Origin of the sequence: Synechococcus sp. LTW-R, from assembly GCF_014217875.1 — a bacterium.
Taxonomy (GTDB): Bacteria; Cyanobacteriota; Cyanobacteriia; order PCC-6307; family Cyanobiaceae; genus Vulcanococcus.
In genome coordinates this window covers 521,237-544,863 of record NZ_CP059060.1, presented here as the reverse complement: position 1 = coordinate 544,863, position 23,627 = coordinate 521,237, and the positions used below count along the sequence as shown (strand labels likewise).

Genomic DNA, 23,627 nt, shown 5'->3' with positions numbered 1-23,627 from the left:
TGGGCGTTCTTGACCTCCACCCACAGGTGCTGCCGTGAAACCCCCTGGTCGAATCTGGCTGTGGCTCGGTCTGGCCCTCGGGGTCCTGGTCGTGGTGACGGCCGTGCTTCAAGCGGTCAACAACCTGCTCTGGCAGCTGAGCTATCTGCTGCCCAGCTGGCTGGTGGGTCCCTTCAGCCTGCTCCTCTTCGGAGGGGCGGCGCTCCTGATCGCCCGCTTTGCCTGGCCGTGGTTCAACAGTGTCCGCCGTTCCGGCTGGACGGTCTTCAACGGAAAGGGTCCGGCTGACGCCGTGGAGGTTGAGGCCCCCAGCAACCGCCAGGAGGCCGCGCAACAAAATCTCGCTGGCTTGGATGCCCTACTGCAAGGCATCCGTGATGAGGTTCAGCGCAAGGCTCTGCAGCAGGAGCGCGAGCGCGTTGCCGCAGAGCTCGAACGCGGCGATCTGGTGCTGGTGGTCTTTGGCACGGGTTCCGCCGGCAAGACGTCCTTGATTCGAGCCCTGCTGAAGGAAGTGGTCGGGGAGGTCGGTGCCGCGATGGGATCGACAACGACAACCACGAGCTATCGGTTGCGCCTTCGAAACCTGGAGCGTGGCATTCGCCTGATTGACACGCCCGGGATTTTGGAAGCGGGCATTGAAGGGCAAAAGCGGGAACAGATCGCCCGGGATCAGGCCGCCAATGCCGATCTACTGGTCTTGGTCGTCGATGGGGACCTGCGGGCCGCCGAGCTCGAGGTCTTTGCCGCCCTGGCAAGCCTGGGGAAACGGCTGCTGCTTGTGCTCAACAAGTGCGACCTGCGCGGTGAAGACGAAGGGAAGCGCTTGCTGGAGTTACTGCGCCGGCGAACCCAAGGACGCATGGCCCCAGAGGACGTGATCACGGCGAGCGCCTCGCCCCAGTCGGTCCCGATGCCCGGAGGGAGACCACTGCAACCACCGCCGGAAATCGATCGCCTTCTGCGACGGATTGCCCAAGTCCTCCACAGCGATGGGGAGGAGTTAATCGCGGACAACATCCTCATGCAGAGCAGTCGCCTGAGCGAAGCGGGGCGGCGGCTCCTCGGAGAGCAGCGGCAGCTCGATGCCGAGGGGGTGGTGGATCGCTACAGCTGGATTAGTGCAGGGGTGCTGGCGGCCACGCCCTTACCGGGGGTGGATCTGCTCGGCGCCGCCGCGGTCAATGCCCAAATGGTGATGGAGATCGGACGCGTCTATGGCGTGAGCCTCTCCAAGGCATCCGCGCAGGAATTAGCCGTTTCCGTGGGACGGACCTTGGCCAGCTTGGGCCTGATCAAGGGGGGGATCAGCCTGATCAGCGCGGCCCTGAGCTTGAACCTGCCGGCCTTGCTGCTCAGTCGTGCCGTTCAAGCGGTCGGTGCCGGTTGGCTCACCCGCATTGCGGGCCGCAGCTTCATCACCTACTTCCAGCAGGACCAAGATTGGGGCGACGGCGGGATTCAGGAAGTCGTCCAGCGTCAGTACGACCTCAACAAGCGGGAGTCCGCCCTCAATGCCTTCCTGAGTGCCGCCATCAACCGAGTGGTGGAGCCGTTGCAGCGTCAGGGGAAGCAGGGGCAACTGCCGCCACGCCCCCAGCAGCGTCCCTGAAGGCCTCCGGCGGAGGCGGTTGCAGTGGACCGCGGGCATCCAAGACCGTGATGAAGGCCAGGTAGGCGACAGCAATCAGGATCGAAATCGCGCCGGTGACGATCGCGACCCAGCGGCCTTGGGGATTGGCTTGCGTCATGGCAGAAGGGAGTCTTGGATGACCGAAGCCACTGCCGCTAGGTCAGTGGAGCGGGTGTTGGGATTGCCCAGCACCGCTTTGAGGTGGTGCCGTCCCGCATAGAAGGGGCGGGAGAGCATGAGCTGCTGCTCCAGCAGGCGCTGCCGGGTCTGAACGGACCACGCTTCGGCCTCGTGGGCCTCGAGGTGTGATGGCGTGAAGGCGAGCAGATGCAGCGGGCCACTTCGCAGCGTCAAGGGCAAGACCGAGAGCTGACGTTGCAGCTCAGCACGGCGGTCGAGGGCTCCCTGCAAAAGGCTTTCGATCCCATCACGGCCCAGCTGCCGTAGACCGAGCCACAGCTTGAGGATTTCCGCGGGGCGTGTGCCCTGAAGGCCACATTCGCCGCCATGGGCGTCGGCCCAACTGGGTTCCATGTAGGGCAAGCCGGTGCCAAAACAAGCCGCCAACAGCTCCGGACGCTTCAGCAGAAGCAGGGAGGAGGTTTTGGTGATCCCCAGGAGCTTTTGGGGATTCACCGTGAGGGAATCGGCCCGATCAAGGTCAGGCACCAACTGGCTGTGGCTCTGGCTCAAGCCAAAGACAGCACCGATCGCACCGTCGACATGAAGCCAAACGCCATGGCGACGGCAGAGGTCCGAAATAGCGGCCAGGGGATCAATCGCGCCACGGACGGTGGTGCCGGCGGTGGCGACCACGGCGAGCACGGCGCGGCCGGCACGCTCTGCCGCCAGCAGGCCTTCGGCGAGGGCCTCACAGGAGAGACGCCCCTCCGCATCGGTCTCAATGGCCTGCAGACACCCTTTGGGCAAGCCCATCACCATCAAGGCCTTGCTGATGGAGACGTGGGCATCAGCGCTGCAGAAGACGCTCAGGTCTTGCCTTGAAGCCAGGCCTGCTTGGTGCCGGGCCACAACGAGAGCCATCAAGTTGCTCAAGCTGCCCCCGCTGGCGGCGACGCCACCGGCGGTCTCACCCAGGCCCAGCTGCTCGGCCATCCAGGTGGTCAGGCTGCGTTCCAGACGCGAGAGGCTGGGGGAAAGTTCCTCGGCCAGCAAATTGTTGTTCAGGCCTGCACAGACCAAATCCGCCGCGACTGAAGCGGTCAACGGTGGCGGATCCAAATGGGCCATGGCACCGGGGTGTGCGGGGTTGTAGGCCCCATCCATCACCAGCTGTAGGTCCTCGAGCAGAGCATCAGGGCTCAAGCCCTGTTGCAGCGGAGCCGCCTCCGGCAGAACGCTCAGCAGGGGCAGGGGCGAGCGCTGCTCCGAACCGGCCCACCATTGACAGAGCCGATCGCTGGCCTGCTGCAGAAAAGCTTCAAGGGCCGGATCATCCCGCAGGGGATCCGGAAAGCAGACAAGGCTGCGCGGCGGCTGGCTCGGATCGAGGTGAGCCAATGGCCCTGGGCGGTCAGCGGTCATTGTCCCGTGTCGTCGGGTCCGCCGTGCTGGCATGGTTCAAGAAGCCTGCCGGTGGGCGTCGGGTTTGCACGCAGTTCAGGAACACGAAATCTGGATGGGACGCCTGCTGCGCCGCGCCGCGCAGGTGGGGGAGATCGGCGAGATCCCTGTCGCCGCCGTTGTTCTGGATGAAGAGGGACGGGCCGTGGGCTGGGGGGTGAATCGCCGGCAACGGGAGCAACGTCCCCTGGGGCACGCCGAGCTGATGGCCCTCGAGCAGGCGGCGCGGCTGAGGGGGGACTGGCGCTTCAATGGCTGCAGCCTGATCGTGACGCTGGAACCCTGTCCGATGTGTGCCGGGGCCCTCGTGCAAGCCCGCATGGGGCGGGTGATTTTTGGGGCCCACGATGCCAAGCGCGGCGCCCTGGGGGGATGCCTCAACTTGGCAACCGACCCCAGCGCCCATCACCACATGGAAGTCGTGGGGGGCGTGCTGGAGCCGGACTGCCGCAGTGCGCTAGAGCGCTGGTTCAGGCAACGGCGGCTGCAACGGCAGGAGCAGAAGAACGGAAAGCCGGCAACTCCTGCTCGAGGAGGTTGAGCAGCAGGTCGACGTTCTCTTCGCGGCTGTTGTAACCCATCAGGCCAATCCGCCAAACCTTTCCAGCCAGCGCACCCAGGCCACCGCCCACTTCGATGCCGTGCTTGTTCAGCAGGTGGGTGGTGAAGGCCTTGCCATCCACACCTTCGGGGATGCGAACGGTGGTCAAGGTGGGCAGACGCAGCTCGAGCGGCACGTGGGGCTCAAGGCCCAGGCGCTCCAGTCCGGACCAGAGACGCTCGGCGTTGCTGCGATGGCGAGACCAGACGTTCTCAAGACCCTCTTTAGCGATCAAGCGGAGAGCTTCCCGCATGCCGAAGTTCATGTTCACCGGGGCGGTGTGGTGGTACACACGATCGCTTCCCCAGTACTGGTTCAAGAGGCTGACATCCAGGTACCAGTTGGGCACCTTGCCGCTGCGGGCGGCGAGCTTCTCCTCAGCACGGGGACCCATGGAGAAGGGACCCAGACCTGGAGGGCAGCTCAGTCCTTTCTGGCTGCAGCTGTAGGCGAGATCAACCTTCCAGTCATCCAGGTAGAGGGGAACAGCGCCCAGGGAGGTCACCGTGTCCAGCAGCAGGAGGCAGTCGTGCTGACGGCAGAGATCACCGATGCCCTCCATCGGCTGACAAACGCCCGTGGAGGTTTCGGCGTGCACCATCGCCAGGACCTTGGGCTTGTGCTGCTTCAGGCCGGCTTCGATCTCCTCGAGGCTGAAGGCTTCACCCCAGGGCTTCTCGATGGTCTGAACATTGGCCCGGTAGCGGCCGGCCATGTCCTTCAAACGCAGGCCGAAATAGCCCTTGACCGCAACCAGAACGGTGTCGCCCGGTTCAACGATGTTGGCGATCGTGGCCTCCATCGCCGCCGAGCCAGTGCCGCTCATCGGCAGGGTCAGGCGGTTGTCGGTTTGCCAGATGTAGCGAAGCAACTCCTGGACTTCACCCATCAGGGCCACATAGAGGGGGTCCAAGTGGCCGATCGGAGAGCGGCTCAGGGCCTCCAGAACGGTGGGATGGGCGTTGGAGGGGCCGGGTCCCAACAGCAGACGCTCCGGAGTGTCAATCGGAGCAAGCGACAGCCGATGCCGGTCAGACACGGTTGAGGTGATGGAAGCCAAGGCCTGGGAGGGGGCTGGATGGGTTGAGACTACGCAGTCGCAGGTGCGACCGATCAGCGGGCACGGACGTTCGTCGCACCGAGACCGCGGCAGAGATGCTCAAAGGGAGCACGGACAACGGCGTTGATCGCATCGGCACTGGCGGCGCCAGCATCGAGCAACTTCTCGGAGACCACGTCGGCCATCAGGGCGATGCTGCGAACGGTGGGGCCAGTGGGGACACCCAGGCTTTTGTAGGTGTCATCGAGGCCGTTGAGAACGCGCTCGTTGAGGATCGTGCTGTCGTCGGCGACCAGCGCGTAGCTGGCGTAGCGCAAGAAGTAGTCCATGTCCCGCAGGCAAGCCGCCCACCGACGGGTGGTGTAGGCATTCCCCCCGGGGAGGAGGAGCTCAGGATCGGCCTGCCAGAGACGCTGGCTCGCTTCACGGACGATCTCAGCGGCTTCGCAGTTAATCAGCTCGACGGCGGCCAGGCGCAGGGCAGCCTCGGAGTAATAGGTGGCGATGCGGTCGAGGGCCGACCCATCGAGATAACGACCCAGCTGGTCGTAACGGCCGATCAGACCGGTGATGGCATCACGCATGGGGGGTGAGAGATCGACGCACCTGAGGCGGACCGTAGCACCGGCAAACGTCCAGATCCCTTGCTGGATCGAGCCTTTGAAGAAGTTGACAGAAACGGTTACTCAAACTGCGACGCCGGCGAAAAGCAGGCCCATCAGTCGCCCATTTGGTTACCGGTGATACAAAGCAGGTCCCAACCCAGTCCGTACCGTCACTCCCGCCCGGTATAGGCGGGCACCCACCCAGCCACTTTCGACGCGTCATGGCCAAGACCGCCCAGGACGTCCTCCGTCAGATCAAGGACGAAGGCATTGAACTGATCGACCTGAAGTTCATTGATCTCCACGGCAAGTGGCAGCACCTCACGGTCACCCCTGACCTGGTGGAAGAGGAAGCCTTCACCGAGGGCGTGGCCTTTGATGGCTCTTCGATCCGCGGCTGGAAAGCCATCAACGAGTCGGACATGGCCATGGTGCCCGACCCGAACACCGCCTGGATCGACCCCTTCTACGGCCACAAGACCCTCAGCCTGATCTGCTCGATTCAGGAGCCCCGCAGCGGCAAGCCCTACTCCCGCTGCCCGCGGGCCCTGGCCCAAAAGGCCCTGGACTATCTGGGTTCCACCGGCCTCGCCGACACCGCTTACTTCGGTCCCGAGCCCGAATTCTTCGTTTTCGACGACGTCCGCTACAAGAGCGCGAACGGTTCAAGCTTCTACAGCGTCGACTCGATCGAGAACCCCTGGAACACGGATCGGGTTGAAGAGGGCGGCAACCTCGCCAACAAGATCCAACTGAAGGAGGGCTACTTCCCCGTCGCCCCCAACGACACCCTTCAGGACATGAGGACCGAGATGCTCCTCACCATGGGCTCCCTGGGGGTTCCCATTGAGAAGCACCACCACGAGGTGGCCACCTCGCAGCACGAGCTCGGTATGAAATTCGCCGAGCTGATCACCGCGGCCGACAACGTGATGATCTACAAGTACGTCGTGCGCAACGTTGCCAAGAAGTACGGCAAAACTGCCACGTTCATGCCCAAGCCGATCTTTGCCGACAACGGCAGCGGCATGCACGTCCACCAGAGCATCTGGAAGAATGGCGACACCCTGATGTGGGGCGACGGCACCTACGCCAACCTGTCCCAGACCGCCCGTTGGTACATCGGCGGCCTGCTGAAGCACGCCCCGAGCTTCCTGGCTTTCACCAACCCCACCACCAACAGCTACAAGCGCCTGGTGCCAGGCTTCGAGGCGCCCGTGAATCTGGTGTACTCCCAGGGCAACCGTTCCGCCGCCGTCCGCATCCCGCTGACCGGGTCGAACCCCAAGGCCAAGCGCTTGGAGTTCCGCTCCGGCGACGCCCTCGCCAACCCCTACCTGGGCTTTGCCGCCATGCTCATGGCCGGCATCGACGGCATCAAGAACCAGATCGATCCCGGTAACGGCACCGACGTCGACCTCTTCGAGCTGCCCGCCGAGGAACTGGCGAAGATCTCCACCGTCCCCGCCTCCCTCAACGGCTCCCTCGAAGCCCTGAAGGCCGACCACGAATACCTGCTGGCCGGTGGCGTCTTCACCGAAGACTTCATCGACAACTGGATCGCACTGAAGTACGAGGAGGTGCAGCAGCTGCGTCAGCGGCCCCACCCCCACGAATTCACCATGTACTACGACGCCTGATCAACGTCGCAGCAACCACTGCCCCGGCTTCGGCCGGGGCTTTTTTATGCCGACTCAGCCGTGGCGAAGCTGCTCGAGGGCGCTGTCATGCAGCCGTTGTTCATGGGCGTGGCGCTCAGCCCAGATCAAGGTTTGGGCATCCACCCGCTCTTCATGGTCCAAATCGGGCTTGGCACGGCGCTGGGACAGCCAACCAGAGACACGACGGGCGTTGCGCTGGCGCTCACGCACCCAAGCGACGTAGTGGGGCTCGTTTAAGCGAGCGGTGGGGGTGGACTCGATCATTGGCCTCCTTCCTCCTGCTTCACACCTTCATTCTGTAGCGGTTACTACCGAATGGCCCGTAACTCCATTAATCTTGACCTGGGTTCAAGGCGATACAGGGCCACGGCAGTGCCGTTCCATCGGCTGAAATGGATATCGCTTCATTGCACCTGAATCCCGCCCATGGCTGACGCCGTCACCAAGCTCGCCTATGAGGCCCTGCAACAGGGCAAGAGCCTGGTCGGGGTCGCCCACAAGGAGATCAGCACCCGCTTGATGGAACTGGTCGCCCCGGACGGCGCGCCTAAAACCCTGCCCATCCCACCCGAGATGCTGCGGGGCCTCCAGGCCTCCCATAAAGCGTTGTTAGACGTGGATTGGCAGGAGGCTGAAGCCGGCCTTTATCCAACCTCCCTGCTCTTTGACGCCCCTTGGGGCGATTGGGCCGCCCGCTATCCCCTGGTCTGGCTGGATATGCCGAGCACCTGGGCCAGGCGCTCGGAGCGGAATGTGCGTGATCTGCCCACCAACGTCGAGCAGGAGAACTATCCCGATTACTACCTGCAGAACTTCCACCACCAAACCGATGGCTATCTGAGCGACCACTCGGCATCGCTCTACGACCTGCAGGTGGAAATCCTCTTCAATGGCACCGCAGACCCGATGCGCCGTCGCGTGATCAAGCCTCTGCTGCAGGGGCTGCGCGCGTTTGAAGGACGTCCAGCCAGTGCGCTGCGGGTCTTGGACGTTGCCACAGGCACTGGACGCACCTTGCACCAACTGCGAGCGGCCCTGCCCAAGGCCCAACTGTGCGGCCTGGACTTGTCCTCTTCCTATCTGCGCCAAGCCAACCGTTGGCTCTCCCAACGCCCTACGGAACTGCCCCAGCTGGTGCAGGGCAATGCCGAAGCGATGCCCTTCGCCGAAGGAAGCATGCAGGGGGTGACCTGTGTCTTCTTGATGCACGAGCTGCCCGCGGAGGCGCGTCAAGCCGTGATCAACGACTGCTTCCGCGTGCTCGAACCGGGTGGTGTCCTGGTGCTGGCCGATTCCGTCCAACTGGCCGACTCACCGCAATTTGAAGTGGCGATGGACAACTTCCGCCGCGTCTTCCATGAGCCCTACTACCGGGATTACATCGCCGATGACATCGATGCGCGCCTCAGCGCTGCGGGCTTTAGCGGGATTCGGGCTCAATCCCATCTGATGACACGCGTCTGGACTGCCACCAAGCCCTGACACAGGCGGGCTACCGCCGGAAAAGTCCATAGGGTCTTCGAAACCGAAACGGCGGATGAGCAATCCCTTCAAGGTGCGATGGCTGATGGGCTGGACCTTCCAGACCGTGCTGATGGAAGGGGGCGTTCAAGTGGAAGCCCGCGGCTTTGGGATCTGCCTACGCACCCCTCTACGCCACGGTGAAAGCCCGATCGCAGCCGCGGACCGGTTGGTCCTTGCCGAGGATCGCCGCCGCCGCGCTCTTCATGCCGCATGGCTTCGTGGAGAGCGGCTGGCCCCGGCCAGCGCCGATCAGGGCGTTGAAGGGTTGGAGCTGGATCCAAACGCAGCACCCGCCGAGCAGTCCTTGATCCAGGTCGCGGCGTAGTCGGCCCGCGTTAGCGCTTCAGGAGCACAGCCAGCAGCGCCCCAAGGCCACCCCAACGCAGAAACTGCCAGACCGCCCGCTCACTCCAGACGCTCGCTTGGAGCGGAGCCGGCAGAGGATCGAGCAAACGCTGGGCCGCCGCCAGGCGCTGGCGCAGGCGACGGGCCTGAAGACTGTCGTCGGCCGGGTCGAGGCGTTCAGCTGCAGAGACCGTGGCCAGGAGGTTGGCGAGCTGATGCAGCCAGCGGATCGGCTGATAAGGGGAACGCGGTCGCTGTTGCATGGCGTCAGGATGACCCGATCCGAACGGATCCGTCCAGTGCAGGCTCATCAGGCAAAGCAAAATCCAAAGGAATGGCCCCTGGAGAGTCAGCAGCTGGCGCAAGCGCTGCACCAGAAGCTCGCGATCGGCAACCAGGACTGGCATGCCCTGAAAGGACAGCCCCAACGACGGGCGGCCGAGCAACTGGTGGCAGCACTCGTGTTGCTCCTCGACGCGGAGAACAGTCCCGCGGCGGCCACCGTTAGCCCACAGCGACTGGAAGCGACCGCACTGGTGGAACATGCCCTGGGTTGGCTGACCGGAGAGCGCAAAGACCCGGGCTGCCCGAGCCACGGCCACTAGGCCCGGCGCAGCGCCACCTGAACCCGGTTGCCGCGGCGGCTCCAGCGCACATCGTCAAAGCACTGGTGGATCAGAAAGAAACCGCGACCGCTCAGGGCATCGAGGCGTTCGGGAAGGGCCGCTAAGCGTGCTTGAGGCGGAACCCCTGGTCCCTCGTCCTGCACCTGAAAGACGCACCAGCGGGGGGTCAGGATCCGGCGAACGCGCACACACTTCAGCGGGTCATTGCCGTTGCCGTGCCGGACGGCATTCACCAAGACCTCTTGGAGCCCGAGCTGGAGCGTGGCCAACTGCTCGGCCGTTTGAATCGGCTCCAGCAACAGCTCCAGCAGCGGAGCCAGTTGCAGGGTTGATGGGGTGATGAAGTCAGCCCAACGCAGCGCCATGGAGCCCCAAAGAGGGGAAACAGCGGTTCAATCGACCCTACCCCTGAGTGCAGGGCTGCGCTTCAGGACGGAACGCGTTGTTGCACCCCGGGATGGGAGAGCAAGGCATCCATCAGGCGCACGCCGCGCAACTGATTGACCAGGGGCATATGACCCTCCGGGGCCTCCAACGACCAGGTGAAGGCTTTGGGGTAGCGGGTCCAGAGTCCCGCCTGCTTCCAGCCAATCCGCGGCCAAAGCTGCTCCCAGCGATTGCCCAAACTGCGCAGCAGACGCAATTGAACGGAGAAGCCAAAGCGGGCCTGGGAGAAGGTCACCCAGAGGCGATCGAGGGATTCGAGGTCAACGGAGGCCATGGGCGGGACCTCGGAGTAGTAGACGTAGCCGCGCTTCTCGGCGGCAGGCCCGGCCAGCTGGCGGAGGTGCTCGCTAGTTAGACGGTCCGCTTCCTCAAAGTCCTGGCGGATCAGCGCCAGCTGCAGAGGGGTGTAGTTCAGCCCTTGGCCGCTGGTGACGGCTAGCCAACCTTCGGAGTAGCGGGACCAGAAAGATTGGGAGAGGGCGTCCTCTTCAGAGACCAGGAGCTGGATCAAGGTGCCGCAGGCCCAGTCGTCTCCCGTGGCATCCCAGCGGTCGATCTGGTCGGCGATCAAGGGGCGGCATTCACTGCTGCGCTTCAGAACTTGCGGCAGCAGCGAGCGACGCTGACGCGGAGCGCTGCTGACGAAGCGCTCAATCAACTGGTCAGCGCTGAGCGTGGTGGTGACGGGTGGACCAGAAAGCATGGAAAAGGGCTGACCTGACGCTGGCCTGACAGCGCTGGCCCACTATGTCAGGCATTGCAGTCGACTAGCGGCTGGAGGCCCCAACAGGATCAACGTCATGGCTGACCGGCAATCCATCGAGGCCTTCCTGCAAAGCCAAGGTCCCGTCGTGGATGTCCGTGCTCCCGCGGAATTCGAAAAGGGACACATCCCGGGCGCCAAGAACCTGCCACTGTTCAGCGACCTCGAGCGCGCCGAAGTCGGAACGACCTACAAGCAGGTCGGGCGGACCGCAGCGGTGCAGCTGGGGCTCTCCCTGGTGGGGCCGAAATTGGCCCTCCTTGGCGAGACCCTTCAGGAGTGGAGCAGCCAGAGCCCAGGCCAACCCTTGAGGATCCACTGCTGGCGGGGGGGCATGCGTTCAGGGAGCATGGCCTGGCTCGCCGAGACCCTCAATCTCCAGGCCATGGTCCTGGAGGGCGGCTACAAGAGCTACCGCCGCTGGGTTCTGGAGCTGATGGAGCAGCCCTGGCCGATCCATCTGCTGGGGGGACGCACGGGAACCGGCAAAACAGACCTTCTGCTGGCACTCGCAGAACGGGGGGTGGCCATCGTGGACCTGGAGGGACTCGCCCATCACCGCGGCAGCAGCTTTGGCGGCCTGGGCCTACCCGCCCAACCGAGCACGGAGGCCTTTGAGAATCGGATCGCGGCGGTGCTGAACGAGCAGCGCGCGGCACCCCAGATCTGGCTTGAAGCGGAAAGTGTTCAAGTGGGCCGCTGCCGGATCCCAGCCGGACTCTGGCGGCAGATGCAAGCAGCACCACTGCTGGAAATCACACGCCCCGTGGCGGAGCGTCTCGATCAGCTGGTGGAGGTCTACGGCGTCCAGGACCCGGACGCCCTGGCTGAAGCCACCCAACGCATCGCCCGGCGCCTGGGCCCGCAACGCACCACGACGGCCCTGGAGGCGATCGCCGTGCGGGACTGGCATGGGGCCTGCGCCCAAATGCTCGATTACTACGACCGCTGCTACGACCATGAGCTGGAGCGCCATGGCCAAGAGGAGTCCCTGACGCCACCGGAACGGCGTGATTTAGCGGGGCTCTCGGCGACGGCGGCCGCAGACCAGCTGATCGCGAGCGGTCTTGCCACCAGATCGGCCAAGCAGCATCACTAGGATCAGCCTTTACGACGACGGGCAATGGCCGCGATCCAGTTTTTCCCCGGTGTGGATGAGCCGGTCGTGCCCGACATCCGGATGACCCGTTCGCGCGATGGCCGCACCGGCCAGGCGATCTTCATCTTTGACCAGCCCCAGGCCCTCTCCCCCGAGAGCATGGCCGACATCGGCGGCATGTACATGGTCGATGAAGAGGGCCAAATGGTGACCCGCGATGTCAATGCGAAGTTCGTCAATGGCAAGCCGGCCGGCCTAGAGGCCACTTACACCTGGAAAACCACCGACGACTTCGAGCGCTTCATGCGTTTTGCGGAGCGCTACGCCCAGGCCAATGACCTGGGCTTTGCCCAGAAGAAGAACGAGGACGCCGGCGAAGGGGACGCCAACTGAATTCAAGCGCCGCAATCGGCGCTAAAACAACACGAGTCGGCCTTCCCCTTTGAGATTCGGCCAGTGGCTCGGATTGATCGCCACAGCAGCGGCAGCGCTGCTGCTGTGGTCCTTGCGCGAGGTCCTCGTCCTGGTCTTTGCCGCCGTGGTGCTCGCCATGGCGATTTGCACCCTGGTGGGTGTCACCCAAGAGCGACTGCGCTGTAACCGCGCCGCTGCGCTGTCCCTCAGCTTGGGGGGTCTACTCCTGCTCGCGGTGCTGACCACGGCGGTGGTCATTCCACCCTTCATCGCCGAATTCCAGGAGCTGCTCAGGCAACTCCCCGCCGCCCTGCAGGTGGCCATGCAACTGCTGCGCAGCAGCCTTGATCAGAGCAGCCAGATGCTCTATGGCCGTGAGGCGCTGCAGTGGTTGCAGCAGAGCTGGCAAAACCAAGGCAGCGCCAGCCTGGATCCCACAGACGGCCTGCTCAAACTGCTCGGCGTGGCCGGAAACCTCGGCAGTGGCTTGTTGGAGTTGCTGTTTGTGATCGCCGTCAGCTTGATGGTGGCGATCCAACCCAAGGCCTACCGGGAGATCGCGATCCTTCTGGTTCCCTCGTTTTACCGGCGTCGCTTCCGCGACGTGCTCACTCTCTGCGGGGAGGCCTTGAGCAGCTGGATGGCTGGGGTGCTGATCAGTTCGCTCTGCGTCGGTGTGTTGGCCGCGATCGGCCTGTCGCTGCTCGGGGTGAAGTTGGTGGCTGCCAATGCCCTCTTGGCCGGCCTGTTGAACGTCATCCCCAACGTCGGCCCGACCCTGAGCACGGTCTTTCCGATGTCGGTGGCGTTGCTGGATTCGCCGCTGAAGGCGCTGTTTGTCTTACTGCTCTATGTGGTCATCCAACACATTGAGAGCTACCTGATCACCCCATCGGTGATGCACCACCAGGTGAAATTATTGCCGGGGCTGACCTTAATTGCCCAGTTCCTGTTCACGGTCATCTTTGGACCGCTGGGCCTGCTCTTAGCCCTGCCGCTCGCGGTCTGCCTCCAGGTCATCGTTCGGGAGGTGCTGATCCAGGACGTCCTGAATGGCTGGGAGTTGGCGAAGGGTGAGCGGCCATGACACCAAGGAGTTTGCTGCTGCTGCTGTCCCTGGTGGTCCTGGGTCTCCTGGCCTGGGAACTGCGTTGGGTGCTGATGGTGCTCTTTGGCGCGGTGGTGCTCGCCGTCGCCCTTGATGTGCCGGTGAGCTGGCTGCGCCGCGTGGTTCGACTGAGCCGTCCGCAGGCCCTGCTGGCGGTGCTGGTGGTCCTCGGCCTGCTGAGCTGGCAGCTCGCCGAACTGCTGCTGCCGGACCTGCTGGCGCAGCTCAACCAGCTGACCCAGTTGGTGCCGGCCTTGATCGCGCGGCTCGCCGAACTGCTCGGCGGAGTCAGCGTGCTGGAGGGGCTCGGCAGTCAACTCTCCGAGCTCATCACCATCGACAAGCTGCAGCCCATTGGCGCCCAACTGCTGGGGTTTGCCGGCGGCGCCGCCAGTGGCACCGTGCTGCTGCTGCTGATGGGATTGCTCGCGATCCTCTTGGTGCTCGATCCCCGCAGTCACCAGCGCTTGGCCTTGGCGCTGACCCCGGCCCACAGCCGAACCTTGGTGCAGAACCTGCTCACGGAAAGCCGCCAGGCCCTGGGCGGCTGGCTGGCGGGGATGACCCTCTCCGCCTCCGTGGTCTTCCTACTGACCTGGGCGGGGCTGGCGGCCCTCAAAGTGCCCTTGGCACTGTTGAGCGGCCTGATCTGCGGCCTGCTCACCTTTGTCCCCACCATCGGCCCCACCCTGGCCAGCCTCTTGCCCGTGGGGGTCTCGCTGCTGATCTCACCAACCCTGGCGGTTCAGGTGATCGTGCTGCGTTTGGTGCTGCAGAACGGCGAAGCCTTTCTGCTCACCCCCCTCTTGCTGAGCAGAACGGTCAACCTCCTGCCCACCGTGGCCTTGATGGCTCAGCTGAGCCTCGGGGCCCTGCTGGGCCTTCCTGGCGTGCTGCTCGCCCTGCCCCTGGTCGTGGTGCTCCAGGTGTTCTCCCAACGGGTGTTGGTGGAGCAGGTGATGGATCGGTGGACCTAATCCGTCACGGCCGTTTCGAGCGAGATTGACGCATCAGGGTCGGGGTGAAGACCAAGACCGTCACCGCAAGAAGGTGATAGCGGGGAATCGTGAGCAGGCTGATCCAGGTGAAATGCTCAGCCAGGAGCTGAAGCTCCGAGCGCAGATCCCAAAGGGCCATCGCTGCGAGCAGCAGCGGCACCAAAGGGATGCGGCGCGTCATCGACGCGAGAGCACCGGAAGCAAGGTCGGGGCAATGCCAATGCTCGACCAACTACCGACCCCGATGCCGATCGTCAGGGCCACAGCAAACCAGAAGAGGCTGCTCCCACCAAAGAGCAACAGGGACACCAGCGGCAAAAGAGTCGTGAAGGAGGTGTACAGCGAGCGAGTCAAGGTGGCATCCACCGCCACGTCGACCTGGTCCTGGAGGCTCAGCCCCTGCAAGGCGCGCTTCTGCTCACGGATGCGGTCAAAGACCACCACGGTGTCGTTCACGGAGTAACCGGCAACGGTGATCAGGGCCACGGCAAAGAGGGAGTTGACTTCAATGCCGCTGATCAGACCCAACCAGGCGAAAACGCCGCAGGTGATGACGATGTCGTGGGCCAGGCAAAGCAGGGCCAAGCCGGCGAAGACTCCGTCGTAGCGGAAGCTGATGTAGGCCGCGATCGCCGCAAAGCTCACCAACAGCGAAATCAGGCTCCCCTTGAGCAGTTGGTCGCCCAGGGTGGGGCCAATCGTGTTGATCGAGACCTGTTTGGGATCCACCGGGCCAATCACAGGGGCCAGGCCCTCGATCAGGGCGCGGGTTTGTTCGGGCTCAAGGTCAGGAAGCCGCAGGTCAACGGAACGACCACGATCCAGGACCTGAACGCCGGCATTGACCAGCTGGGGAGCCGCTTGGCCGCCCACCTCGGGCAGGGTCAGGGCACGCAGTTGCTGACGGACCTCGGCAGCATTGAGGCCTGAGCAGTCCGCGCCCGTGCAGCTGCGTTGGATCTCCACCTGGGTACCGCCGGTGAAGTCCAAACCGGGCTTCAGGGGTGCGGCAATGCGGGGGTTGCTCCAACAGAGCGCCATGCCCACGACGCTGAGCAGGACAGCGAGGCCGGAGGCCAGCCAGCCCTGACGGCGGATGCGGCTGATCCGAAAGCGAGGAGCGGGGGCGGCCACGGCGGTCGAAGGGTCGGACATCAGGAGGCCTGGGCGGGCAGCTGGGATTGGGGCAGGAAGTAGCTGGAGCGGCGCAGCGAGGGATAGCCCATCAACAGGCGCAACAGGGTGCGCGTGCAGGTCAGGGCCGTGAACAGGCTCAGCACCAAACCAATGCCCAAGGTGACGGCAAAGCCTTTGACCAGACCGGTGCCGAGGGCGAAGAGGGCCACGCAGGTGATCAAACCGGTGATGTGGCCATCGAGGATCGAAGAGAAGGCCAAGGAGAAGCCCGCATCGATCGAGCGAATCAAGGTGTTGCCGCGCCGCAATTCCTCTTTGATCCGCTCAAAGATCAGGACGTTGGCATCGACGGCGATGCCGATCGAGAGGATGAAACCCGCAATCCCAGGCAGGGTCAGCGTGACCGGGATCAGCGCATACATCGCCAGGTTGAACAGCGCGTAGAGGGCCAGGGCCACCACCGCAACAGCGCCAGGCAAGCGGTAGACGACGACCATGAAGACGGCAACCAGGGCCAGTCCCAGCAGGGCCGCCTGCAGGCTGCGTTGGACGTTCTCGCTGCCGAGCGTGGCGCCAATGGTGCGCTGCTCGATCACTTCAACGGGAAGTGGCAAGGAACCACCTCGGAGCTGAACCTCCAGATCACGCGCCTCTTCAGCGCTGAAGTTGCCCGTGATACTCGCGGCGCCGCCGCTGATGCCAGCGGGCTTGAACTCAGGACCCACGCTGGCTTCACTGATGGAGCGGCCGTCCAACACGATCCCCAGCAGGCGGCCAGTGCCGGCAATGCTCTGGGTGAGTGAGGCGAACTTCCGTCCACCCTCGGTGTTGAAGCTCAAGGTGACGTCCCAGGCGCTGCCGGCCTGGTTCTGTTGCCGACCCGCACCGGTGAGGTCCTTACCGGTCAGGGCGGCGGGCTCATAGAGCTCAACGATCTTGGTGTTGACCGCAGCGAGAAGCAGCTCCAACTGATCGGTCTCGCTGCTGCCGGCCGGAGCGCGGACTCCGGCATCGTTCAGGAGCTGGGCCAGACCGTCGGCATCCAGATCAGCCGTTTTGGCCTGCGCTTGATCCTTGGAGCGACGCAAATTCAAGACAGCTTGGGCCTGCCGCTTGAGCTTGAGCAAGCCGCTCATCTCCAGCTCAGTGCCGGGTTTCTGGGCCCGAAACTCCAGCAGAGCCGTCGTGCCAAGCACCTTGGCCGCACGGCTGGGGTCCTGCTCACCAGGCAGCTGCAGCAGCAGTTGATCGTCGCCAATGGTCTGGAGGGTCGACTCACTCACCCCGAGACCATTGATGCGGCGATCCAACACATCCTTGACCGCCTCCAACTGCTCGCTTTGCACGCGCTTAATCGCGCCCGCCGGCATCACCTGCAGGGTCAGTTGGCTACCCCCGCGCAGATCCAAACCCAGTTGCAGTGGGAATGAGGCAAGGACGGCTCCGGCGGCAAATGCCAGGGCCAAGATCAGGGCAAACCACCCCTGTTGACGTGCCATCTCAGACCTGGCCAGCCTTGAGCGCCTTGGCCGCTTCCACGATCTGATGCGGCTGAATGATCGTCAGGTTTTCGAGGGTGCCGTTGTAGGGGGTCGGGATGTCCTGGGAGGACAGGCGGATCGGGCGGGCATCGAGATCGTCGAAGCACTGCTCGGTGATCAGAGCGATCAACTCAGCGCCGATACCCCCGGTCTTCATGCACTCCTCGACGACCAGAACCTTGTGGGTCTTTCGGATCGAACGGGAGATGGTCTCCATGTCGAAGGGCTTCAGGCTGATCAGGTCGATCAACTCAACGCTGACGCCCTCCTTCTCCAGCTGCTCCACGGCCTTCAGACAGTGGTGGCGCATGCGGGAGTAGGTCAGGATCGTGACGTCGCTGCCTTCCTTGACCAGATCGGCCTGGTCCAAGGCACAGGTGTAGTCCCCTTCAGGAATGTCTTCCGAGAGGTTGTAAAGCAGCACGTGCTCGAAGAACAGCACGGGGTTGTTGTCGCGAATCGCCGCCTTCATCAGGCCCTTGGCGTTCGTTGGGGTGCTGACCGCCACGATCTTGATGCCGGGCACCGCATGGAAGTAGGCCTCGAGGCGCTGGCTGTGCTCAGCCCCGAGCTGACGGCCCACGCCGCCGGGACCGCGAACCACGGCGGGAATCGTGAAGTTGCCGCCACTCGTGTAGCGGAGCATCCCCATGTTGTTGGAGATCTGGTTGAACGCGAGCAGCAGGAAGCCCATGTTCATGCCTTCGACGATGGGCCGAAGGCCCGTCATCGCGGCACCGACGGCCATGCCGGTGAAGGCATTCTCTGCAATCGGGGTATCCAGAACCCGCAGTTCGCCGTACTTCTCGTAGAGATCCTTCGTGACCTTGTAGGAACCGCCGTATTGACCGACGTCTTCCCCCATCACGCAGACATGGGGATCACTGGCCATCTCTTCGTCGATGGCCTCACGCAGGGCGTTGAAGAGAAGGGTCTCTGCCACGGTTGAAAAGCGGGTCCGGCACTGGACCGGGGTGGGGCCAACCTATCTCAACCGCCCGCGGCAAAGGTCAGCAACAACAACACCGACAACAGCATTCCTGGTGAAAGGAGCAACACCAGCAGCTGCAGGTCGTGGCCAGTCATGACAAGGGAGGGCAGCCCATCGCCGAAGGCTAGGGGGTTTCTTCGGCCTGTTTCCAACCCGGTAAGAGGCTCCGGATAAATGTCAAAAACAGCCCCAGGCCGACGAAGGCAAAGGTGAACGTCGCCAAGAAGCTCATGCCGACCATCAGGGTCTTCATGAACACGGCAATGCTCTGGGCAAAGCGCGCCTCGTAGTGGGGCGGATGTTCGGCGTAGTAACCCACCACCTTGGCCGACAACTGCAGCGCCAACCAGCCCAGGCCAAAGCTGGTTAATGAACCGGTGAGGAAGCTGATCGGCCCCTTGCGCGGCTTCGGGGAGACCGCCGCGTCGCCGGCCTTCTCCGCCTTAGCGAGGTCTTGGCTGTCGCTCTGGGTCTCACTCACGCGGGATTGCACAGGATGCGTTCAGACCAGCGTGGCACCAGAGCCCGTGCAGCAGCAGACCCAGGACTCGAACCCCCCGGCCGCCAGATCGTCAGCCAGCTGGTTCTGGGCCGCTTCCGCCCCCCCTCGATCGGGGAACACCGCGAACAGGCTTGGCCCCGAACCGCTCATGGCCACCGCCAACGCCCCGTTGGCCCGCCGCAGGATCGAGAGGCCCCCGCGAACGCTGGTCACCTCAGGCTCCACCACCTTCTGCAGGTCGTTGCGAATGGCGGGAAGCGGACCATTGCCGCTCAAGGCCTGGAGCAAGGTGGCCTGACGCAGGGCCTGACGGCGCTGCTCAAAGGCCTCCTCACCCGAGAGGTAATCCGCCCCGAACTGGTCACGGCACTGTTTGTAGGCCCACGGGGTCGAGACGCTGGAGTCGGGGTGCTTGATCAGCAGCACCCCCAAGGTGGGCGGCTGGGCCAAAGCGGCAGATTCGAGGACCTCACCTCGGCCAAAGCAGAGCTGGGTCCCGCCATCGATGCAAAAGGGCATGTCCGAGCCGAGCTCAGCGGCCATGGCCGCCAGCTGGGCGCTGCTAAAACCACAGCCCCAGAGGGTGTTCAGACCCACCAGGGCCGCCGCACCGTTGCTGGAGCCCCCCGCTAGACCCGCGCCAATCGGGATGCGCTTGGTCAAGACCATGGCCACGCCCAGCTCCGGCAAACCAACCCGTTGCTTGATCAACTCGGCCGCCTTGACGATCAGATTGTTGCCATCGGTCGGGAGGTCCGCGCGGTCGCAGTGGAGGGTCACCGCCCCATCCGCCGTGGGCCGCAGGCTGAGGCTGTCGGCCAAATCCAAGGTCTGCATCACCATCGCTAGCTCGTGAAAGCCGTCGGGGCGCAGGCCGAGCACCTCGAGATGCAGGTTGATCTTGGCGGGGGCGCTGACCTGCAGCTCTGCCATGGCGAGGGTGCCTTGCTTAGGAGGTGAGCCGATTCAAGCCCGCCGCGAGTCGCACCCAATGCTCCGGGGCCACCTCCTGGGGACGCTGCTGCAGGCCGATCTCCGCCTCCTCGGTCAGGGCCAGCAGCTGCTCGGCATCCACCAAACCGGAGAGGGTGTTGCGCAACATCTTGCGGCGGGCCGCAAAGCAGCGCCTGAGCAGCATCTCCACCGTTTTGGCCAGGGCGGGATCCAGCCGTTGCTCCACCGGCAGCGGATCGAGGGCCACCACTTCACTCATCACCTTCGGAGGCGGTTGAAAGCAGCGGGGCGGGACCGGGCAGACCGTGCTGCAGCGCGCCAACAACTGCATGCGCACACTCAGGGCCGAGAAGGCACTGCTGCCAGGACGGGCCCGAATCCGCTCGCCCACCTCCTGCTGCACCAAGAGGACCAGACGGCGATAGGGCTCGGCCACCGGGCGATCCAGGCGACCCACCAGGCGCTCCAGCAGAGGGCCTGTGATGTTGTAAGGGATGTTGGCGACCACGGCGGTGGCCGCCGGCAGATCCACTGCCAGGACATCCCCTTCGGTGAGCGCGAAGCGGGGATTGGCGCCAAAGCGCTCCTGGAGCCCCGCCACCAAATCACGATCCAGCTCCACCGCATGAACCCCGCTGGCAGCGGACTCCAGCAGCCGCTCCGTCAGGGCTCCGCGGCCGGGTCCCACCTCCAGCACGGTGTCCGCAGCGGTCAGCTCAGCAGCCCGCAGGATCTCATCGAGCACGGACTGGTCCTTCAGCCAGTGCTGACCAAAGCGTTTGCGGGCGCGGTGGGCCGCGAAGGACATCAGTGAGCGGAGCAGGCCTGTCTCCACATTGCTTCAAGCCCAGTCCGCTCAGACCCAAGGCAGCCAACGCACGGGCCGGCGACTGGGGGGCAGGGGCACCAAGGCACAGACCCACTCCCAGCGGCAGTCCTGGTACTCGGGGTGCTGCTGCAACCACAGCTGCAGGCTGCTCTCAAGCCGCCGCCGCTTGCCGGCATGGAGGGCCCCCACCCCCCAACCGTCCGGCCCGCACCGGGTCCGGCCTTTGACCTCCACCAGCAGCAGCCGTTGCGGTTTATGCAGCAGCAAATCCAATTCCCCCCAGCGGCTGCGCCAGCGCTGGGCCAGCAGAGTCCAACCCGCAGCCCGCAGCAAGCGCAGGGCCCGCTGTTCCGCCCAATTTCCTCGCCGTTGCGACACGGTTCGCCCCATCGGCCATAGCCCTGACCCCTGCTCAGAATTCCCAAGGCGCCCTGCCTAGGGTTGCTCGACACCGGCTCTCCACCATGCGTCGCTTCTTCCGAGCACTGCTGCGCTCCGCGCTGCTGGCCCTGCTGCTGGTCAGTGCGGCGCTCCTACCGGCCCAACCCGCGCAGGCGGCCATGGACTACGCCAAGCAGGTGCTGATCGGCCATGACTTTGCAGGCGTGGACCTGCACGGCGCCACCTTCAACCTGACAAACCTGCGGGAAGCCGATTTCCAAGGGGCCGACCTGCGTGGCGCCAGCCTCTACGGGGCCAAGCTCCAGGACGCCAACCTCTCGGGCGCCGACCTGAGTGACGCCACCCTCGATTCCGCCGTCCTCGATGGAACGGACCTGCGCAATGCGGTGCTGGAGAACGCCTTCGCCTTCAACACGCGCTTTAAGGATGTTCTGATCGAAGGCGCGGACTTCACCAACGTGCCGTTCCGCGGCGACGTCCTGAAAACCCTCTGCGCCAGCGCCAGCGGCACGAACCCCGTCACCGGTCGCGCCACCAAAGACACCCTTGAGTGCAGCTGAGGCCAGCCCACCATGAGCTTCGATGCCCGCAGCCTGGAGCGGCTCCAAGAACTCGGCCGCTCTCTGCCCAAACCCCTGCCTAAGCCAGAGCGCCACAAGGAGACCAAGGGGACGCCCGGCAAACGCCATCGCGTTGAGACCGAAACGGACCCCCAGGCCCTCTTTGGCGAGCTGATGAAGGCCAGTGAGGACGGCACGGTGCCGCCCCATCTCATGGATCGCCTGCGCCAGGCCGAAAGCGACCAAGAACGCAAGCGCCAAGCAGCCCAGCGGGAGCAACTGCAGGCCCTCCAAAGCCAAACCAACCGCCCGACCGATGGCCTGAAAGCCCAAGGCAAACCCCAGGAACTGCGGCCCAATCAACAGCGCCGCCGCCCCGCCAACAGCGAAGAACAGGACCTCTACGTGGCCTTCCAGCAACTGCTCCTAGAGGGGGACGAGGAGGACTAAGCGTCCGCAAGTAGTACACGCGAACTATCCTGAAGGGGTTCCTGCGGCACCCGTGGCCTTGCCTGCCCCCCTGTCCTCCGACGGCCCGCTGCAACTCTTGGGCCCACCGCGGGAGGAGCCCCAGGAGCTGAGGCTGCCCCTCGCCGCCAGCACCGTGGCGGCGGGTTTCCCCAGCCCGGCCGATGACTACATCGATGTAGGCATCGACCTCAACGAAACCCTGATCCGCCACCCCAGCAGCACCTTCTTCCTGCGGGTGAGCGGCGATTCAATGGTGGATGCCGGAATCCAGCACGGTGATCTGCTGGTGGTGGACCGCAGCCTCGAAGCCAGGCCGGGCCAGATCGTCGTGGCCGTGCTCGATGGGGCCTTCACCTTGAAGCGCCTCGCCCGCCACCAAGGCCGGTTGCGGCTCGAGGCTGCCAACAGCGCCTATCCCCCGCTCGAACTGCACCACTGCGGCGACGTCCAGATCTGGGGTGTGGCGATCCACGCCATTCACAGCCTCTCCGCCCATGGCTGATGCCCTCGGGCTGATCGATGCCAACAACTTCTATGCCAGCTGTGAGCAGGCCTTCGATCCAGCACTGCTCGGCCGCCCCGTCGTGGTGCTCTCCAACAACGACGGCTGCGTGGTCTCCCGCAGCAGTGAGGCCCGGCAACTCGGCATTGGCATGGGCAAGCCCTACTTCCAAATCGCCGACGAGCTGCAACGGCACGGTGTCGTCGTGCGCAGCTCCAACTACGCCCTCTATGGCGACATGAGCCATCGGCTGATGAGCAGCCTGGAGCCCTTCGTCGCCGAGCTGGAGGTCTATTCGATCGATGAAGCCTTCATTCGCCTGCCCAGGCCGCATAACGGTGACCTCATCCCCTGGGCCACGGCCCTGCGCAGCCGGATCCGCCACAACCTGGGCCTGCCCATTGCCATCGGTCTCTCCACCAGCAAGGTGCTGGCCAAAGTGGCGAACCACATCGCCAAGGGGGATCGGCAACACGCCGGGGTCTTTGACCTCAGCCTCCCCGGGGAGACCACCAGCTGGCTCAAGCAGACCCCCGTGGAGGACCTCTGGGGTGTCGGCCGGCGCCTGAGCCGTTGGTGCCGGCTGCGGGGCATCAGTACGGCGCAGCAACTGCGGGACATGCCCAGCGGAGAACTGCGGGCCAAAGCCGGGGTGGTGGGCCTGCGCCTGCAACTGGAACTGCAGGGCATCAGCTGCCTGCCCCTGGAGCAGCAAGCCAGAGACAAGCAGGAGACCTGTGTGAGCCGCAGCTTCAGCCGCCCCGTCACCACCGAAGAGGAACTGCGCCAGGCCATCGCCAGCTACATCAGCCGCGGCGCGGAGAAGTTACGGCGGCAACGGCAACGGGCTGGCCGGCTCACGGTGTTTGCCCGCACGAGTCCCTTCGCCCCCGGCTTCTACAGCCAGGCCGCCAGCATCAGCCTGCCCCTGGCCAGCAACGACACCGGCGTCCTGCTGCGGGCCGCCTGCCGGATGGTTCCCAGCCTCTATCGGCCCTACAAACGCTTTGCCAAGGCCGGAATCCTGCTGCAGGACCTTCAACCGGAGAGTCAGCTGCAACACCACCTCCTGCAACCCCTCAGCCAGGTCGAGCAGCAGCGCCGGGAGGCCCTCATGGCCAGCATCGATCAACTGAACCGTCGCTACGGCAGCGGGACGGTGCAGTGGGGCGCCTGCGGGCTCCAGCCGGCGTGGTTGATGCGGCGGGAGCAACTCTCCCGGGCCGCCACCACCCGACTCAACGACCTCCCCACCGTCTGGGCGCGCTAA

General features: G+C 64.6%; 30 protein-coding genes. 14 read left to right on the top strand and 16 right to left on the bottom strand.

Features of this window, described 5'->3' with window-relative positions:
* Positions 1-34: 34 nt before the first annotated feature.
* Entirely contained in the window at positions 35-1,612 is a 1,578-nt protein-coding gene (locus tag H0O22_RS03145) for a YcjF family protein (protein WP_185187581.1), read from the top strand.
* Here the strand turns inward: H0O22_RS03145 and H0O22_RS03140 are convergent.
* Together H0O22_RS03140 and H0O22_RS03135 are read right to left on the bottom strand one after the other, a co-directional pair.
* A complete protein-coding gene (locus H0O22_RS03140) occupies positions 1,536-1,751 on the bottom strand; it encodes a hypothetical protein (RefSeq protein ID WP_185187580.1) in 216 nt (71 codons plus the stop codon). The genes H0O22_RS03145 and H0O22_RS03140 overlap by 77 nt on opposite strands.
* On the bottom strand, positions 1,748-3,178 hold the full coding sequence (locus H0O22_RS03135) for a pyridoxal-dependent decarboxylase (RefSeq protein WP_185187579.1): 1,431 nt from the start codon (positions 3,176-3,178) through the stop codon (positions 1,748-1,750). Before H0O22_RS03135 ends, H0O22_RS03140 begins: the two co-directional genes overlap by 4 nt.
* A 94-nt stretch (positions 3,179-3,272) precedes the next feature.
* Here H0O22_RS03135 and H0O22_RS03130 point away from each other — a divergent pair, with 94 nt between their 5' ends.
* On the top strand, positions 3,273-3,758 hold the full coding sequence (locus tag H0O22_RS03130; RefSeq protein WP_370521469.1) for a nucleoside deaminase: 486 nt from the start codon (positions 3,273-3,275) through the stop codon (positions 3,756-3,758).
* Here H0O22_RS03130 and H0O22_RS03125 read toward each other — a convergent pair.
* Together H0O22_RS03125 and H0O22_RS03120 are read right to left on the bottom strand one after the other, a co-directional pair.
* Positions 3,688-4,857, bottom strand: a complete 1,170-nt coding sequence (locus tag H0O22_RS03125; protein ID WP_185187577.1) for an alanine--glyoxylate aminotransferase family protein — start codon at positions 4,855-4,857, stop codon at positions 3,688-3,690. The two genes, H0O22_RS03130 and H0O22_RS03125, sit on opposite strands and share 71 nt — an antisense overlap.
* A 74-nt stretch (positions 4,858-4,931) precedes the next feature.
* The gene (locus H0O22_RS03120) at positions 4,932-5,462 is read right to left on the bottom strand and encodes an allophycocyanin subunit beta (protein WP_185187576.1); all 531 of its coding nucleotides are present in this window, start codon (positions 5,460-5,462) and stop codon (positions 4,932-4,934) included.
* A 242-nt stretch (positions 5,463-5,704) separates the two neighbouring features.
* Between H0O22_RS03120 and glnA the strand changes: the two genes are divergently transcribed.
* Positions 5,705-7,123 (top strand): type I glutamate--ammonia ligase, encoded by a 1,419-nt coding sequence (glnA, locus tag H0O22_RS03115; RefSeq protein ID WP_185187575.1) that lies wholly within the window; start codon positions 5,705-5,707, stop codon positions 7,121-7,123.
* Positions 7,124-7,177: 54 nt separating this feature from the next.
* Here the strand turns inward: glnA and H0O22_RS03110 are convergent, their stop codons facing one another.
* Complete coding sequence (locus H0O22_RS03110) at positions 7,178-7,408, bottom strand: hypothetical protein (RefSeq protein ID WP_185187574.1); 231 nt, start codon at positions 7,406-7,408, stop codon at positions 7,178-7,180.
* A 162-nt stretch (positions 7,409-7,570) separates the two neighbouring features.
* On the opposite strand from H0O22_RS03110, the gene H0O22_RS03105 reads away from it, so the two are divergent.
* Positions 7,571-8,626, top strand: coding sequence for a class I SAM-dependent methyltransferase (locus tag H0O22_RS03105; protein ID WP_185187573.1), 1,056 nt, complete (start codon positions 7,571-7,573; stop codon positions 8,624-8,626).
* A 55-nt stretch (positions 8,627-8,681) separates the two neighbouring features.
* Positions 8,682-8,993 carry a copper-binding protein gene (locus H0O22_RS03100; RefSeq protein WP_185187572.1) on the top strand — a complete coding sequence of 104 codons (312 nt, stop codon included), beginning with the start codon at positions 8,682-8,684 and terminating at the stop codon, positions 8,991-8,993.
* Positions 8,994-9,003: 10 nt separating this feature from the next.
* On the opposite strand, the gene H0O22_RS03095 is transcribed toward H0O22_RS03100, so the two are convergent.
* Entirely contained in the window at positions 9,004-9,276 is a 273-nt protein-coding gene (locus H0O22_RS03095) for a hypothetical protein (protein ID WP_185187571.1), read from the bottom strand.
* 36 nt (positions 9,277-9,312) lie between these two features.
* Between H0O22_RS03095 and H0O22_RS03090 the strand changes: the two genes are divergently transcribed.
* Positions 9,313-9,618, top strand: coding sequence for a DUF6439 family protein (locus H0O22_RS03090; protein WP_370521468.1), 306 nt, complete (start codon positions 9,313-9,315; stop codon positions 9,616-9,618).
* On the opposite strand, the gene H0O22_RS03085 is transcribed toward H0O22_RS03090, so the two are convergent.
* Together H0O22_RS03085 and H0O22_RS03080 are read right to left on the bottom strand one after the other, a co-directional pair.
* Positions 9,615-10,004 (bottom strand): ATP-binding protein, encoded by a 390-nt coding sequence (locus H0O22_RS03085; protein ID WP_185187569.1) that lies wholly within the window; start codon positions 10,002-10,004, stop codon positions 9,615-9,617. The genes H0O22_RS03090 and H0O22_RS03085 overlap by 4 nt on opposite strands.
* 62 nt (positions 10,005-10,066) lie before the next feature.
* Positions 10,067-10,789: a GUN4 domain-containing protein gene (locus H0O22_RS03080; protein ID WP_185187568.1), complete on the bottom strand. Its 723-nt coding sequence runs from the start codon at positions 10,787-10,789 to the stop codon at positions 10,067-10,069.
* A gap of 97 nt (positions 10,790-10,886) precedes the next feature.
* Here H0O22_RS03080 and mnmH point away from each other — a divergent pair, with 97 nt between their 5' ends.
* Genes mnmH through H0O22_RS03060 form a run of 4 tightly spaced genes read left to right on the top strand, consistent with a single transcriptional unit; the run spans position 10,887 to position 14,447 of the window.
* Positions 10,887-11,948, top strand: a complete 1,062-nt coding sequence (gene mnmH, locus H0O22_RS03075; protein ID WP_185187567.1) for a tRNA 2-selenouridine(34) synthase MnmH — start codon at positions 10,887-10,889, stop codon at positions 11,946-11,948.
* A 24-nt stretch (positions 11,949-11,972) separates the two neighbouring features.
* A complete protein-coding gene (gene psb28, locus H0O22_RS03070) occupies positions 11,973-12,341 on the top strand; it encodes a photosystem II reaction center protein Psb28 (protein ID WP_185187566.1) in 369 nt (122 codons plus the stop codon).
* Between the two features lie 49 nt (positions 12,342-12,390).
* Positions 12,391-13,449, top strand: coding sequence for an AI-2E family transporter (locus H0O22_RS03065; RefSeq protein ID WP_185187565.1), 1,059 nt, complete (start codon positions 12,391-12,393; stop codon positions 13,447-13,449).
* Complete coding sequence (locus H0O22_RS03060; RefSeq protein ID WP_185187564.1) at positions 13,446-14,447, top strand: AI-2E family transporter; 1,002 nt, start codon at positions 13,446-13,448, stop codon at positions 14,445-14,447. The genes H0O22_RS03065 and H0O22_RS03060 overlap by 4 nt, the downstream gene beginning before the upstream one ends.
* 4 nt (positions 14,448-14,451) lie before the next feature.
* Here H0O22_RS03060 and H0O22_RS03055 read toward each other — a convergent pair whose 3' ends face one another.
* From H0O22_RS03055 to H0O22_RS03020, 8 genes are all read right to left on the bottom strand, one after another.
* On the bottom strand, positions 14,452-14,649 hold the full coding sequence (locus tag H0O22_RS03055; protein ID WP_185187563.1) for a hypothetical protein: 198 nt from the start codon (positions 14,647-14,649) through the stop codon (positions 14,452-14,454).
* Positions 14,646-15,623 carry a protein translocase subunit SecF gene (gene secF, locus H0O22_RS03050; RefSeq protein WP_185187562.1) on the bottom strand — a complete coding sequence of 326 codons (978 nt, stop codon included), beginning with the start codon at positions 15,621-15,623 and terminating at the stop codon, positions 14,646-14,648. The genes H0O22_RS03055 and secF overlap by 4 nt, the downstream gene beginning before the upstream one ends.
* Positions 15,623-17,104 carry a protein translocase subunit SecD gene (secD, locus tag H0O22_RS03045; protein WP_185187561.1) on the bottom strand — a complete coding sequence of 494 codons (1,482 nt, stop codon included), beginning with the start codon at positions 17,102-17,104 and terminating at the stop codon, positions 15,623-15,625. Before secD ends, secF begins: the two co-directional genes overlap by 1 nt.
* Position 17,105: 1 nt before the next feature.
* Positions 17,106-18,089, bottom strand: a complete 984-nt coding sequence (locus tag H0O22_RS03040) for a pyruvate dehydrogenase complex E1 component subunit beta (RefSeq protein WP_185187560.1) — start codon at positions 18,087-18,089, stop codon at positions 17,106-17,108.
* Positions 18,090-18,261: 172 nt separating this feature from the next.
* Positions 18,262-18,618, bottom strand: a complete 357-nt coding sequence (locus H0O22_RS03035) for a DUF3082 domain-containing protein (RefSeq protein ID WP_185187559.1) — start codon at positions 18,616-18,618, stop codon at positions 18,262-18,264.
* A 21-nt stretch (positions 18,619-18,639) separates the two neighbouring features.
* The gene (ispE, locus tag H0O22_RS03030; protein WP_185187558.1) at positions 18,640-19,572 is read right to left on the bottom strand and encodes a 4-(cytidine 5'-diphospho)-2-C-methyl-D-erythritol kinase; all 933 of its coding nucleotides are present in this window, start codon (positions 19,570-19,572) and stop codon (positions 18,640-18,642) included.
* 16 nt (positions 19,573-19,588) lie between these two features.
* Positions 19,589-20,401 carry a 16S rRNA (adenine(1518)-N(6)/adenine(1519)-N(6))-dimethyltransferase RsmA gene (rsmA, locus tag H0O22_RS03025; RefSeq protein WP_185187557.1) on the bottom strand — a complete coding sequence of 271 codons (813 nt, stop codon included), beginning with the start codon at positions 20,399-20,401 and terminating at the stop codon, positions 19,589-19,591.
* A 48-nt stretch (positions 20,402-20,449) separates the two neighbouring features.
* Entirely contained in the window at positions 20,450-20,800 is a 351-nt protein-coding gene (locus H0O22_RS03020) for a YraN family protein (RefSeq protein WP_370521467.1), read from the bottom strand.
* A gap of 86 nt (positions 20,801-20,886) precedes the next feature.
* Between H0O22_RS03020 and H0O22_RS03015 the strand changes: the two genes are divergently transcribed.
* From H0O22_RS03015 to H0O22_RS03000, 4 genes are all read left to right on the top strand, one after another.
* Positions 20,887-21,384, top strand: a complete 498-nt coding sequence (locus tag H0O22_RS03015; RefSeq protein ID WP_185187555.1) for a pentapeptide repeat-containing protein — start codon at positions 20,887-20,889, stop codon at positions 21,382-21,384.
* 12 nt (positions 21,385-21,396) lie between these two features.
* On the top strand, positions 21,397-21,834 hold the full coding sequence (locus H0O22_RS03010; RefSeq protein WP_185187554.1) for a hypothetical protein: 438 nt from the start codon (positions 21,397-21,399) through the stop codon (positions 21,832-21,834).
* An 88-nt stretch (positions 21,835-21,922) separates the two neighbouring features.
* The gene (locus H0O22_RS03005) at positions 21,923-22,357 is read left to right on the top strand and encodes a LexA family transcriptional regulator (RefSeq protein ID WP_185188263.1); all 435 of its coding nucleotides are present in this window, start codon (positions 21,923-21,925) and stop codon (positions 22,355-22,357) included.
* Positions 22,350-23,627: a Y-family DNA polymerase gene (locus H0O22_RS03000; protein WP_185187553.1), complete on the top strand. Its 1,278-nt coding sequence runs from the start codon at positions 22,350-22,352 to the stop codon at positions 23,625-23,627. Before H0O22_RS03005 ends, H0O22_RS03000 begins: the two co-directional genes overlap by 8 nt.